This window comes from Paucibacter hankyongi (assembly GCF_037482915.1).
GTDB classification, from domain to species: Bacteria; Pseudomonadota; Gammaproteobacteria; order Burkholderiales; family Burkholderiaceae_C; genus Paucibacter_A; species Paucibacter_A hankyongi.
In genome coordinates this window covers 82131-94619 of sequence record NZ_JBBHJX010000011.1, presented here as the reverse complement: position 1 = coordinate 94619, position 12489 = coordinate 82131, and the positions used below count along the sequence as shown (strand labels likewise).

The 12489-nt window shown below is 64.4% G+C and carries 11 protein-coding genes; 6 read left to right on the top strand and 5 right to left on the bottom strand.

What is annotated here, in order from left to right; translation table 11 throughout:
- The first annotated feature begins 84 nt into the window (after positions 1-84).
- Positions 85-606, top strand: coding sequence for a 6,7-dimethyl-8-ribityllumazine synthase (locus WG899_RS16050; RefSeq protein ID WP_339596664.1), 522 nt, complete (start codon positions 85-87; stop codon positions 604-606).
- A 156-nt stretch (positions 607-762) separates the two neighbouring features.
- Positions 763-1506: a hypothetical protein gene (locus WG899_RS16045; protein ID WP_339596663.1), complete on the top strand. Its 744-nt coding sequence runs from the start codon at positions 763-765 to the stop codon at positions 1504-1506.
- Here WG899_RS16045 and WG899_RS16040 read toward each other — a convergent pair.
- From WG899_RS16040 to WG899_RS16030, 3 genes are read right to left on the bottom strand one after another with little or no spacing between them, the layout of a single operon-like run.
- Complete coding sequence (locus WG899_RS16040) at positions 1503-2435, bottom strand: pseudouridine synthase (protein WP_339596662.1); 933 nt, start codon at positions 2433-2435, stop codon at positions 1503-1505. The two genes, WG899_RS16045 and WG899_RS16040, sit on opposite strands and share 4 nt — an antisense overlap.
- A gap of 7 nt (positions 2436-2442) precedes the next feature.
- Positions 2443-3393, bottom strand: a complete 951-nt coding sequence (locus WG899_RS16035) for a hypothetical protein (RefSeq protein WP_339596661.1) — start codon at positions 3391-3393, stop codon at positions 2443-2445.
- Positions 3393-4694, bottom strand: coding sequence for a UDP-N-acetylglucosamine 1-carboxyvinyltransferase (locus WG899_RS16030; protein ID WP_339596660.1), 1302 nt, complete (start codon positions 4692-4694; stop codon positions 3393-3395). The genes WG899_RS16035 and WG899_RS16030 overlap by 1 nt, the downstream gene beginning before the upstream one ends.
- Positions 4695-4858: 164 nt before the next feature.
- Between WG899_RS16030 and WG899_RS16025 the strand changes: the two genes are divergently transcribed.
- Together WG899_RS16025 and WG899_RS16020 are read left to right on the top strand one after the other, a co-directional pair.
- Positions 4859-5959: an ABC transporter substrate-binding protein gene (locus tag WG899_RS16025; protein WP_339596659.1), complete on the top strand. Its 1101-nt coding sequence runs from the start codon at positions 4859-4861 to the stop codon at positions 5957-5959.
- A 215-nt stretch (positions 5960-6174) separates the two neighbouring features.
- Positions 6175-7440, top strand: coding sequence for a nitronate monooxygenase (locus WG899_RS16020; protein WP_339596658.1), 1266 nt, complete (start codon positions 6175-6177; stop codon positions 7438-7440).
- Between the two features lie 40 nt (positions 7441-7480).
- Here the strand turns inward: WG899_RS16020 and WG899_RS16015 are convergent, their stop codons facing one another.
- Complete coding sequence (locus WG899_RS16015; protein ID WP_339596657.1) at positions 7481-9274, bottom strand: DUF885 domain-containing protein; 1794 nt, start codon at positions 9272-9274, stop codon at positions 7481-7483.
- A 30-nt stretch (positions 9275-9304) separates the two neighbouring features.
- Positions 9305-10114: a S1/P1 nuclease gene (locus WG899_RS16010; RefSeq protein ID WP_339596656.1), complete on the bottom strand. Its 810-nt coding sequence runs from the start codon at positions 10112-10114 to the stop codon at positions 9305-9307.
- A gap of 504 nt (positions 10115-10618) precedes the next feature.
- Here WG899_RS16010 and WG899_RS16005 point away from each other — a divergent pair.
- Both WG899_RS16005 and WG899_RS16000 read left to right on the top strand, forming a co-directional pair.
- Entirely contained in the window at positions 10619-11089 is a 471-nt protein-coding gene (locus WG899_RS16005; RefSeq protein WP_339596655.1) for an Lrp/AsnC family transcriptional regulator, read from the top strand.
- Between the two features lie 58 nt (positions 11090-11147).
- A complete protein-coding gene (locus WG899_RS16000; protein WP_339596654.1) occupies positions 11148-12488 on the top strand; it encodes an SH3 domain-containing protein in 1341 nt (446 codons plus the stop codon).
- Position 12489 lies beyond the last annotated feature (1 nt).

The following is a 12489-nucleotide window of genomic DNA, read 5'->3' as shown; positions in this document are numbered from 1 at the left end:
CCGCTCTCGCAAGAGTTCGGGCGGGGGTGGCGCCGCTGCGTTTTCGCGCGCCCTGATTTGTGTCTCAAACCTCAAAGGTCAAGCATGAATCAGCGATTCAACAACGATAGCAAGTCCTCCTCGCCTCTCGGCCTCTTCAAGGCCCGGGCGTCCTCCCTCCGCATCGCCATCATCTCGGCCGGCTGGCATGCCGACATCGTCGGCCAATCCCGCGAAGCCTGTCTGGCCGAGTTGCAAGCCCATGGCCTGCCACCCGATCAGATCGATTGCTTCGAGGTGCCGGGCGCCTTCGAGATTCCGTTGCACGCCAAAACCCTGGCGGCCAGTGGCCACTTCGATGCGGTGATCGCCTGCGGCCTGGTCGTTGACGGCGGCATTTACCGTCACGACTTCGTCGCCACGGCCGTCATCGACGGCTTGATGCGGGTGCAACTCGACAGCGGCGTACCGGTCTTCTCGGCCGTGCTGACGCCGCATCACTTCCATGAGCACGAGGAGCATCGGCATTACTTCAGCGAGCACTTCGTCAAGAAGGGCCGCGAGGTGGCGCAGGCCTGCATGCAAACACTTGGCGCACGCCTAGCGCTGGCGGCATTGAGCATCTGATTGCTTGAACAAGCAGGAGTGCGGCCGGCTCGACCGGCCGCACTGGACGTTGTCTGAAATCATTGGACCCAGGCGGGGCTAGGGCTAAGATCCCTGCATGTCCCGCTCGCTCCTGATACGCAAGCACTCTGCTTGTTGCCGCGCTGGAACCCCGCCATGAGAATTCAGTTCCGCACACTGTTTGCGATCTGCACGGCCCTCACGGCTTGCTCGCTCCCCACATCGGCAGCAGCCGACCCCGGCTATTACCTCGTCACGCCTTACAGCCAACCCGGTCAGGCCGGGCTTGATCTGCGTTATTGGACCGTCAAGGCGCCGGGCTATGAGGCGACATTGTGGCCCGAGCTGGGCCTGCGCTACGGCATCAACAGCCGCTGGACCAGCGAGTTACTGCTCAGCTATATCGGCGAGATGGGCAGCCGGCAGACCCTCAGTTCGGTGAACTGGCTGAACGATTTGATGCTCACCCAGGGCGAACATGCTTTTGATCTGGCCTTGCACACGCAGCTGATCCGCAACCACGACAGCGACACCCATACGGCGCTGGAACTGGGCCCGGCCCTGCAGACCGAGTGGGGCCACACGCAGCTGAACTTCAATCTCTTCCTCGAGCATGACTGGGGCAATGACAAGGGCACCCAGCTGAAGTACCAATGGCAGGCTTTGCATCGCCTGAAGGCCGGGGTGCGCCTTGGCCTGCAGGGTTTCGGGGAATTGGGCAATTGGTCCGACTGGGCACCGCAGAACCGTCAGTCGCATCGGGCCGGCCCAACGCTGCGCCTGGGGCTTCCGCTGGCCGGCGAGCAACGCTCTTTGAACCTGCAGCTGGCCTATCTGTGGGGCAGGGTCTACGGCCAATCGGCCGATATGTTCAGCGCCCAGTTGCTTTACAGCTTCTAGTCAAACTCCGCGCTGTTCAGGCGCAGTCCACTCTCGAACTGGCGCAGCTCGCCGCTGAGCGGATCAACAAAGCTGAGTTCTCGGGCCAGCAATTGCAGCGGCCGGGCGTAGTCCGGCTGCCCTTCCTCCGGTAACAAGCGCGGATAGATGCGGTCGCCCAAGATGGGCAGGCCCAGCGCATTCATCTGCGCGCGCAATTGGTGCTTCTGGCCGGTGCTGGGGCGCAAGCGATAGCGTGCCCAGTCCGGCGCGGCAGGCAGTCGCTCGATCAAATCGATCTGGGTCTCGGCATTCGGCTCACCCGCCACCTCCTCCATCTGCATAAAGGCCTCGCGGCACTCCTGCAGGCGACTGCTGCGGGTCAGGGGCAGGATCAGCTCGGGCCGAAACGGCGCGATCGCCTCATAGACCTTGTCGACTTGCCGGTCGCGAAACAAAGCCTGGTAGGCGCCGCGGTGGGCGGCCTGCACGCAGAACAGCACCAAGCCGGCGGTTTCTCGGTCAATGCGGTGAATCGGGCTCAGCTCGGCCAGGCCGGTGCGGCGCTTGAGCCGGGTCAGCAGGGTTTGCTGCAGATAGCGGCCGGCCGGCGTGACCGGCAGGAAATGCGGCTTGTCCGCCACCAGCAGCACATCATCTTGGAACAAGATGCACTCCTGAAACGGGATCTGCGGCTCCTCGCTCAGCTCGCGGTAGTAATAGAGCCGCTGGCTCCCCCGGTAGGGCGCGTCGGGGGGCAAGACCTGACCCTGAGCATCCAGCACCGCACCTGCTGCCATGCGGGCGCTCCAGGTTGCGCGTCCGACCTGGGGCATGCGGTGCTGCAAAAAGTCGAGCCACAAGGGCCAATCACCGCTGGCCGGCGAGACCAGGGCGCTGGCCGCCACGCCGTCGCGCAAGGGCAGCGCCAGCTTGGCCGCACGGCTCATCGCCGCCTCACTCCACCTGCGAGCCGCCGCGCGCGCGCTCGTCCATATAGCGCTTCAGGCGTAAACGGTCTTGATCATCGAGCGAGTCGCCACGCCAGGCGCGAATCCAGGCCTCGCGCTGCGGGTCTTGGGCCAGCTTGCGCACCGCCTGATCAATCACCTCGATCTGGCGTTTGCCCTCGGGCGTGCGGCTGCAGGCCAAGGTGGCCACGGTGGTGCTGCGCGCCTCGGCCAAGGGGATCTTCAAGAGCTCCGGCCCGGGCCCGGCACTGCGCAGAAACTCATCGACGCTGGCGGGGTACTCCAGCGTGTAGTCCATGCGACCGGCACGCAGCATGGCCAGCAGATGCATGCCCTTGGCGGCCACAATCGTCTTGGGCGCCAGTTCGCCGCGCGCCTGCAAGAGCCCGTCGATCTTGGGGCCGTAGGCCCGGCCACGCGGCAACAAGCCCTCCAGCTTGGTTTGTTGCAAGACCTCGGCCAGCTGCGGCGCAGCGCCCAGCGCTTCAAACTTTGGCAGGCTGTCGCGCCTCACGATCAGATGAATCTGGCGCGAGAAAAGCGGCGGATAAAGGTGGGTGAAATACAGCCATTCGAGCCGCTCGGGCGTGCGCACATGCAGGGCCGAACACAAGGTTTGCCCCTGCTGGCGCACCATCGCCTCAAAGCGAGGGAAGCCGGCGTCCACGAACTCATGGCGGTACTGCGGCAGTTGTTCGATCAAGAGGCGCAGAAAACCATCGACCTCGCCGTTGACCAAGTCACTGGCCCGCTGCGGCGGCTTGCCGTTCACATAGCTGAAGTAGGGCGGCACATCGCGCACCAACCACCGCATGGGCTCCACTTCGGCAGGCTCACCGGCTTGGCCGTATGACGCGGCCAGCACCGCGCACAACAGCGCCAGCCCTCGGGCCAGCCGCTGCAGTCCGGCTCGCCCGCGCGCCCCGGTCTGGCTCATCAGTCGCCTTCAACCCATTCGATGCGGGTGCCCAGCGAACTGATGTTTTCCACAAAGCGCGGATGGGCACGCCGGATCGGCGTGGCGTTGTGAATCACCGAACGGCCCGGGATGCTGGCCGCCACCATCAGCAAGGCGATCGCCACGCGGATGATGTAAGGGCTCTCGACCTCGGCCGGGTGCATGGGCTTGCCGCCGAAGGTGACCATGCGGTGCGGGTCGGACAAGAAGGCGTGACCGCCGAACTTGGACAGCTCCGAGGTCCAGCCCATGGCGCCGTCATAGATCTTGTTCCAGAACATCACGCTGCCTTCGGCCTTGACGCCCAGGGCGACAAAGATCGGCAGCAGGTCGACCGGCAGATAGGGCCAGGGCGCCGCTTCGACCTTTTGCAAGATGTTGCGAGTGAACGGCTCCTTGACCTTCAGGGGACCGTTCGTGACCGAGCGCGACCAGCCGTTCTCATGAATGATCTGCACGCCGAACTTGGCAAAGGTGCGGTCGATCAGCGGGAACTGCTCGGGCGTGGAGTTGCGCACCTCAACCCGCCCGCCGGTGATGGCGCCGAGCGCCAAAAAGGTGACGATCTCGTGGAAGTCTTCGGCAAAGGTGAAATCGCCGCCGCCCAGGGCTTCGACCCCATGAATGGTCAGGCGCGAGGTGCCCAGACCTTCAATCTTCGCGCCCAGCATCTGCATGAACTGGCAGAACTCCTGCACATGCGGCTCGGAGGCGGCGTTCATCAGCGTCGAGCGGCCCTCGGCCAAGGCGGCGCAGAGCACGAAGTTCTCGGTGGTGGTGACCGAGGCGTAGTCGGTCCAGTGGTCATTCGCCTGCAGCTTGCCCGCCACCTTCAGCACCAGGCCGTCGCTATGACGCTCGACCTCGGCACCGAAACGCTGGAACACCTCCACATGCGGGTCGATCTCGCGCACGCCCAAGGTGCAGCCGGTCACATCGTCTTCAATGCGAGCGCTGCCAAAGCGCGCCATCAGGCCCGGCACCAGCATGATGCTGGAGCGCATCTCCTCGGGCAGGCGGTCGGTGGCGGCGTCGAAATGCGTGTCGCGGTGGTGCACGTCCAGCACGCCGCTCGCATAGTCAATCTCGACCGAGCTGCCCAGATTGCGGAAGACCTCGAGGATCTTCTTCACGTCGGTGATCTCGGGGACCCCGCGCAAGCGCACCGGCTCGGCCGTCAACAAGGTGGCGCACAAAATCGGCAGCACAGCGTTCTTGTTGGCGGAAGGGATGATGCGGCCCGCCAGGGGCGTGCCGCCGTGAACGATCAGATTCGACATGAAGACAAGGATGGGCGCGAGGCAGAAGCGGTGATTATCGACGCAGCGCCACGCCCAAGCCCGGCGACATGGGAATTAGCGCCCCAGTGGTGCTAATCTGCGCCGACGCCTCAAGGCGAGCGCCGACACGCCGGCGTGGCCCCATCAGCACCGCGAGTTGCCTCATGCCACTGAACCGCCGTCAGTCGCTGCTCATCGCCCCCAGTGCCCTGGCCTGGGCGGCGGGCTTGCGCACCGGGTCGGCCCAAGGGCAAAGCGCACCGGGCTTGGCCCAGATTGAGGCCGCCGCCCGCGCCGAAGGCTGGCTCCACAGTGGCGGCATGCCCAATACCTGGGCCAACTGGGAGAGCAGTTGGAACGAGTTGAAACGTCTGTACGGCATTCAGCACCGCGACTGGGACCTGAACAGTGCCGAGAGCCTGGATCGCATGGAAGCCGAGGGCAGCAAGGGCACGCTGGACCTCGCCGATGTCGGCTTTGAATATGGCGCCATGGCACGCGGCCGCGGCATCAGCCGCCCTCACAAGCCCAGCCACTGGGAGCAGATTCCCGACTGGGCCAAAGACAGCGAAGGCTATTGGGCCTTGGCCTATACCGGCACGGTGGCCTTTCTGGTCAACACCCGGCGTAGCGCCGAACGCGGCGTGCCGCGCAGCTGGGCCGAGCTGTTCGAGCGCGGCCACCGGGTGCTGATCGGCCAGGTCGGCTCGTCGGCGCTGGCCAGTGCCGGTGTTCTGTCGGCCGCCATTGCCCTGGGCGGTGATGAGCGCCATTTGCAAGCAGCCCTGGAGCGCTTCGCCAAGCTGGCGGCGCAGGGCGGCTTGCTGACGCACAGCCCCTCGCTGGCCCGGATGGAGTCTGGGGTGGCCGATGTCTTCATTACCTGGGACTTTCTGGCCTTGGCGATGCGCGAGCGCTTGAGCCGGCCTCGTGACTATGAGGTGCTGATCCCTTCAGACGGCTCGGTGACCAGTGGCTACACCACCCTGATCAACAAGCACGCGCCGCACCCCAATGCGGCCGTGCTGACGCGCGAATACATCTTCAGCGACGCGGGCCAGATCAATTTGGCACGCGGCTTTGCGCGGCCGATACGCATCAATCAGCTCAAACTGCCGGACTCGGTCAGCCAAGCGCTGCTCGACCCGGCGCAATACAGCAAGGCCCGCGTCGTCAAACACTTCATCTGGGCCTGGGAAGCGAAGAAGCTCTCGCAGGCCTGGGCGCGTGAGGTGCTCAGCCATATGGCCTCGCCCAAGCCCTGAGTGCGCAGCTCGGGCAGCGAATAGTCCTGCGCCTCGTGGGGTCCATCAGCCGGGTGGCCGGAAACAGGCAAAATCCCCCCCCTGACGAAGAATTTAGAGTTTTTCGTCTATTTGACAAAGCTTTGATGTAACTCGTGCATGCCCGCGCCCCTTTGACGCCTAATGCGCGCTGTTTTTGACCTTGCCCTGAGCCTCGCGCTCGAAAGTTGATATCGATGAAACGTCTGGATGATTTCCGCCTGCGCCTGGGCCGCCATGAGTTGGTGCCCATCATGATTGGAGGCATGGGGGTCGACATCTCCTCGTCGGACCTGGCCCTGGAGGCCGCGCGCCTGGGCGGTATCGGCCATATCTCGGACGCGATGGTCAATACCGTCACCGACCGCCGCTACAAGACCAAATACGTCAAAGCCAAACAGGCGCAGTACCAGTACAACGTCGCCTCGGAAGACAAATCCGAGGTGAAGTTCAATCTAGAGCACCTGGCCGAAGCCACACGCGCGCATGTGGAACACACCATGTCGCGCAAGCAGGGCAAGGGCCTGATCTTCATCAACTGCATGGAAAAGTTGACGATGAACGGGCCAAAAGAAACGCTGGCCGTGCGCATGAACTCGGCGCTGGACGCCGGCATTGACGGCATCACCCTGGCGGCCGGCCTGCATCTGGGCTCGTTTGCCTTGATCGCCGATCACCCTCGCTTTCGCGAAGCCAAGCTGGGCATCATCGTCTCCTCGCTGCGCGCGCTGCAGCTGTTCCTGAAGAAGAATAGCCGCCTGAACCGTCTGCCCGACTATGTGGTGATCGAAGGCCCCTTGGCCGGTGGCCACCTAGGTTTTGGCATGGACTGGGCCGAGTACGACCTGGCCACCATCGTCACCGAGATTCACCAATACTTGCTGGCCGAGAAGCTAGAAATCCCGCTGATCGCCGCCGGCGGCATCTTCACCGGCAGCGATGCGGTGCGCTTCCTTGAGCTGGGCGCCTCAGGCGTGCAAGTGGCGACGCGCTTCACCGTCACCCGCGAATGTGGCCTGCCGGACGACATCAAGCAGGAATACTTCAAGGCCAGCGAGAGCGATATCGAGGTCAACGAGATCTCGCCCACCGGCTACCCGATGCGCATGATCACGGCCAGCCCCGGCATCGGTGACGGCATCCGCCCGAACTGCGAAGCCTATGGCTATTTGCTCGATGCCAATGGCAAGTGCGCCTACATCAGCTCCTACAACCGCGAAGTGGCGGCGCATCCCGGCGAGCGCCGCGTCAAGGTGCAGGACAAGACCTGCTTGTGCACCCATATGCGCAACTTCGACATCTGGACCTGCGGCCAGCTGACCTGGCGCCTGAAAGACACCACGCACCGCAACCCCGACGGCAGCTACCAGCTGCTGACGGCCGAGCATGTGTTCAAGGACTACCAGTTCAGCACCGACAACCGCGTCGCCCTGCCCGAGCCGGAGTTGGCGGTCAGCGTTTAAGCCAAGCGCAGTCCATGGCTCAAGCTGCCATGGGCTGAACTCAGCGCTGCCGCGCCACCCAGACGCGCACCCGCTGCGCCAGCAAGTCCAGCGGCAGCGGCCCGGCGCCGAGCACCAAGTCATGGAAGGCACGCACATCAAAGCGCGGGCCCAAGGTTTGCTCGGCCTGCCGGCGCAGCTCCAACAACTTGAGCTGGCCGATCTTGTAGCCCAGCGCTTGGCCGGGGGTCACGAGGTAGCGATCGACCTCGGACTCCCAGCGCTGACCGGTGTGGGCTTCAAAGTAGTCCATGGCACGCTCGCGGCTCCAGCGCCGCTGGTGCATGCCGGTGTCCACCACCAGCCGGATGGCGCGGAACAACTCGCTGTCCAGGCGGCCGAACTCGCTGACCAACTCTTGGTAAAAGCCCAGCTCCTTGGCCAGCCCTTCGGCATACAAGGCCCAGCCTTCCACATAAGCGTTCAGCTCGTCACTCAGTGACAGATGAAAGGGGTGCGCGCCGGGCGACTCCTGCGTGATGGAGATCTGCAAATGGTGGCCGGGCAGGCCCTCGTGATAGGCCGTGGCCTCGTTGCTGGCCTTGCTGATCTGATCGAACTGGTAGGTGTTGACCCAGACCAGGCCGTCGCGCTTGCCGTCCACCGTGCCCTGTTGATAGCTGGTGGAACTGTCTTTCTCCAGCACCTCGGGGATGGCTTCAACCTGCAGCCTGGCCTTGGGCAAGCGTCCGAACAAGCGTGGCAGTTCGGGTTCGATCTGGGCGCTGTAGCGGCGGTAGTCGTCAACGATTTCCTCCCTTGAACGCGCCCGGAACCATGGGTCGGTTTCGATAGCATGCCGCAGGGCAGCCAGATCCGCATAGCCATGCTGGCGCGCCAACGCCGTCATCTCCGCTTCAATACGCTGTACCTCGCGCAGGCCCAAGGCATGGATGGCGTCGGGGCCGAGCCGTGTGGTGGTCTGCGCCGCGACCGCCTCGGCATACAAGCGCTGCCCCTGCGGCAAGGCCCAGAAGCCGGCGTGGGTGCGCGCCTTGGGCGCATAGTCGCGCTGCACCCAGGCGCCCAGCTCGGCATAGGCGGGCAGCACCTGCTCATTCACCGCCCGCAGAATCGCTTGGCTCAACTCCTCGCGCAGCGCCGGGCTGAAGTCATCCGGGAATTTTTTCAAGGGCGCGGCAAACACGCTTTGCATGCCGGTGGCGGCGGCAAAACCGGCGCATTGCACCACCACCTTGTCCAGCAAGGCACGCGGTGGCGTCAAGCCGCGCCGCAAGCCCAGCTGTGCGAGGCCACGCGCCTGCGCCAGATAGGCCGGCACTTGCTGCAGCCGCGCCAGGTAGGCGCGGTAATGCGCTTCGGTCTCAAAGGGCGCGGTGCTGACCAGCCCAGGCAGATTGGCCTGCACCCCGTTGTACTGGTTGAAAGGCATCAGGTGCAGCTGCGCCCGGTAGTCCTGCAGGCGCAGCCGCAAGACATGCAAGAGCAGCGCCCGATCCAGCCGGTCCATCTCGCCCAGCCCCGCCTCGGGCAAGGCCTGGGCGCGGCGCAGCAAGGCCTGGGCCTCGCGCTCTGCCTGCGCAAAGGCCGCCGGCGTCAGCGTGCGCAGCCGGTCGAGCTGGCGATAGTCGCCATACAGCGTAGCCGCCTCGGGGTCGCTACGCAGGTAATAGGCCCAGTAGTCATCGGCGAGCTGGCGCAGCACCTGCGCAGGCGCGGGCGCCGAAACCATCGGCGCGGCATGAAGCGGCGGGGCCGCCTGCACACCACTCGCCAGGAAGACAGCGCCGGCCAACAAGAGCAGGCGATTCAAGCGGGCCGGGTGCAGCTTCATGGTGGGCATTCAGCGGGTTGGGAAAAGGGCTTAGCGCAGGTTCTCGTTCAGCACGTCGGCCAAGCGACGGGCCGCGGCCGTCAACTGAGCGCGCAGATCCGCGTCATGCGCTTCGGCATAGGACTCATCGACCTTGTGACCGTCCGGGTAAAAGCCCGGCGCACTGGCGATGCGGCAGGACTCCTGGGCCCACACCACCGGCTCCGCAGCCGCGGGACGCGCCGCCTTGACCTGCGAACGTTGCAACGCCGGTGCTTCCTTGAGCTGGGTCGGCGCTCTCGCCAAGTCAGCCGCCACCAAGCCTTGCAGCGCAGACGCGCCACCGGCCCGGTTCAGAATCAAACCCGAATCCCACAGCGAATGCAGATTCGAGCCGCGCCCGAAACCCTGCACCTGATAGCTGTTGCCACCGCGGTCATCGGCAAAGCCGGCATGCAGCGGCTGATGCACATCGCCGACCAGATGCACCACGTACTTCAAGGCCTTCAGGCGCTCTTCATCGGGCGCCGCGCTTCGCAGCAGCGCCTGTTGGCGCTCCAAGGCCGCCACCACACAGGCACCGCCCTCGCAATCGCGCTGCGGCTCATAGGTGCAGGCAGCGTCGCGTGGGAAATTGACGTAATGCCAGGGGCCGGTCTGCGGCGAACGGTGTTCATCGGCCCAGGTAGAAACAGAGGCCAGCGAGCTGCCGGGCTCCAAAGCCAACAAACGCTGAACTTCGGCACGCGCGGCCGCAGTCAAATTTTGCTCGGCCACCGTGGCGATAAGTCGATGACCATCGCCACCCCAGGCCTGCACGGCCAAAGGTTGGATCAGAGAAAAAGGCAGGGCTAAAGCCAACAGGGCGCGCCACAGAACCCGAGGGCGCGCTGAAAGATTCGAAATAGACAACAAGGGCGGCGGACTTCAAGAACACAACAGAGAGAAGGAAAGAGAACCCAAGCCCCCGTCGCACAGGCTTGTCGCTTCAGCACGCAGCCAAAAGAGCGGCGGCCGGGCCGGATTGTGCCAAAGCGCTTTTGGGGCGAAAGCCAAGCGTCGGGCCAATGCAGTCCCGATGCCGGTCTGAGTTTGCTGGGCATCTGCGCACTGAAACGCCGAAGCCCCGGTCACTTGTGGCGACAGGGGCTTCATGGGCGGCAGGGGAACAAGACGCGAGGGTCGGGCGTCTGCCCTTGGCCCCGCGGAGGTGACCCCGCCGGGCGACTGCTGAAAACAGCGGGTTTGTGTAGAACCCATGCACTCAGTGTAGGCAGGCGGCCTGAGCAGAAAATTGCGAAGATGGCAGAAACTTTGCCATGTTTGGCAGAAAATTGCTCAAATAGTAAAAACTAAGGCATACATATGGAACTTGACCGCATAGACCGCCAGATCTTGGAGGTATTGCAGCAAGACGGCCGCATCAACAACCAAGACCTGGCCGACCGCATCGGCCTCTCGCCCTCGCCCTGCCTACGGCGTGTCCGCACGCTGGAAGAAGCCGGGCTGATTGCCGGCTATCGCGCCCTGCTGGACGCCAAGAAGCTCGGCCTGAGCCTGATGGCCCTGGTGCACATCTCGATGGACCAGCACACGCCCGAGCGCTTCGCCAACTTCGAGGCCTCGGTGCAGGTGCTGCCCGAGGTGCTGGAATGCCTGCTCATCACGGGCCAGGCGGCCGACTACCAGCTCAAGCTGGTGGTGCGCGATATGGACCATTTTCAAAGCCTGCTGCTGGGCAAGTTGACGCGCATTCAAGGCGTTACCGGCGTGCATTCGAGCTTCGTCTTGCAGCAGGTGGTGAGCCGCACCGCCTTGCCGGTGGGTAGCCCATAAACCGTTCGCCATCGGGGGCAGAATCCGACCCCATCCCTGTATCGACGGCAAAGGCCTTATGACCCACAGATCCCTCGAATGGCGGCGCGGCGGCGCAGCGGTTGGCTTGGCCTGTGCGGCACTGCTGGCCCTGCCCTGCCATGCGCAGCCCACGGCTGCGACTGGGCCCCATTTCATCCACGGCTCCTGGGTGAATGTGCGTGAGGCTGCCGACGCAAGGGCGCGTGCGATCGACCAATTGGTCACCAACACGCCGGTCACCGTCGTAGCCAGGGAAGGCATTTGGTGCCGGCTCAGCTACGGCGCCGGCAAGACCGGTTTCGCCGCCTGCAATCTGCTGGGACCCCAAGCGCTGAGCCTGGCGCAAACCAGCAAGGAGCCCGCCCGCGCCTTTTGGGTCGCGCCCTCGCCCAAGCGGCTGGCGGCCTATGGCCAGTCACTGCTGCCGCCGGCGGCGCTGCGTCTGGAGGTCTTGAAGAAAACCTTGCAAGCCGGTGACTTTGTGCGTTATCCGGCCATGAGCGAATTTGAGGCGGCCAAGAAGCTGATGAAGGCGGGCGTCCTGCTGAACCCGGCGCAGGAGCTCGAACGCGGAGCGGCCGTGGACATGGCGGCTGAACTGCGCGGGCTGGGCATCAAGCCGGCACCGATACGCCCATCGTTCTTTCGCAGCCATGCCAGCGTGGCCTTGGTGTCGGAGGCCGATGCCGATGGCTTGGCCGCCGTCGGCGCCAGCAAGATCAGCGTGCATCCCAAGGGCCTGCCTACCGCCTGGTTCTCCCGCCACAACGGCCCCGAGATCGAAGGCATTACTGGCTTTTGGGACGTGGGCGACGCCACGCTGACTTTGACGCCGCCGCTGCACATCTACTCGGTGGCGGCGAACGGCTTGGTGGGTGCGGCCGCTGTGAGCAAACTGGCCTTCGAGGTCGGCGGCGAAGGCCATTACTGCGGCGCACGCTACACCGGCACCAGCCTGGCCCTTGCCGACTATCTCCATTCGTCCTCGGCCCTGCCCGACAGCATCGATTTCCAGGTCCTGCGCGACTACCCAGCACTGAAAGAAGGCACCGAGGTGCTGGCGCGCTTTGCGCTGCCACAGAAGCTGGCGCAAAAGAGCGTGAAGATCAAAACCCAGTCACAGCCGGTGAACAAGCTGCCCGGCTATGAAGGGTTGGACGAGGCCGCAAGGCTCGAACGACTCCATCGCCTCAAGCCCCGCATCATCCTGCGTGAAATCGATCTGGACGGCGACGGTGTGGCCGATCTGATGCAGCTCGAAACGCCGCTGCAATACGGAGAAATTTCGCTGGACCTGGTGCTGCGCCGCAATTGGTACGTCAACATCCTGGGCCAATGGTTCAAGGCCGGCGAATGGGAGGATCAGGACTGCACCTGAT

Excerpts from the sequence above, each read along its gene's own strand:
- WG899_RS16005 (WP_339596655.1), top strand. The coding sequence starts at position 10,619 with ATGGAACTTGACCGCATAGACCGCCAGATCTTGGAGGTATTGCAGCAA.
- WG899_RS16025 (WP_339596659.1), top strand. The coding sequence starts at position 4,859 with ATGCCACTGAACCGCCGTCAGTCGCTGCTCATCGCCCCCAGTGCCCTG.
- WG899_RS16035 (WP_339596661.1), bottom strand. The coding sequence starts at position 3,393 with ATGAGCCAGACCGGGGCGCGCGGGCGAGCCGGACTGCAGCGGCTGGCC.
- WG899_RS16000 (WP_339596654.1), top strand. The coding sequence starts at position 11,148 with ATGACCCACAGATCCCTCGAATGGCGGCGCGGCGGCGCAGCGGTTGGC.
- WG899_RS16050 (WP_339596664.1), top strand. The coding sequence starts at position 85 with ATGAATCAGCGATTCAACAACGATAGCAAGTCCTCCTCGCCTCTCGGC.
- WG899_RS16020 (WP_339596658.1), top strand. The coding sequence starts at position 6,175 with ATGAAACGTCTGGATGATTTCCGCCTGCGCCTGGGCCGCCATGAGTTG.
- WG899_RS16015 (WP_339596657.1), bottom strand. The coding sequence starts at position 9,274 with ATGAAGCTGCACCCGGCCCGCTTGAATCGCCTGCTCTTGTTGGCCGGC.
- WG899_RS16030 (WP_339596660.1), bottom strand. The coding sequence starts at position 4,694 with ATGTCGAATCTGATCGTTCACGGCGGCACGCCCCTGGCGGGCCGCATC.
- WG899_RS16040 (WP_339596662.1), bottom strand. The coding sequence starts at position 2,435 with ATGAGCCGTGCGGCCAAGCTGGCGCTGCCCTTGCGCGACGGCGTGGCG.
- WG899_RS16045 (WP_339596663.1), top strand. The coding sequence starts at position 763 with ATGAGAATTCAGTTCCGCACACTGTTTGCGATCTGCACGGCCCTCACG.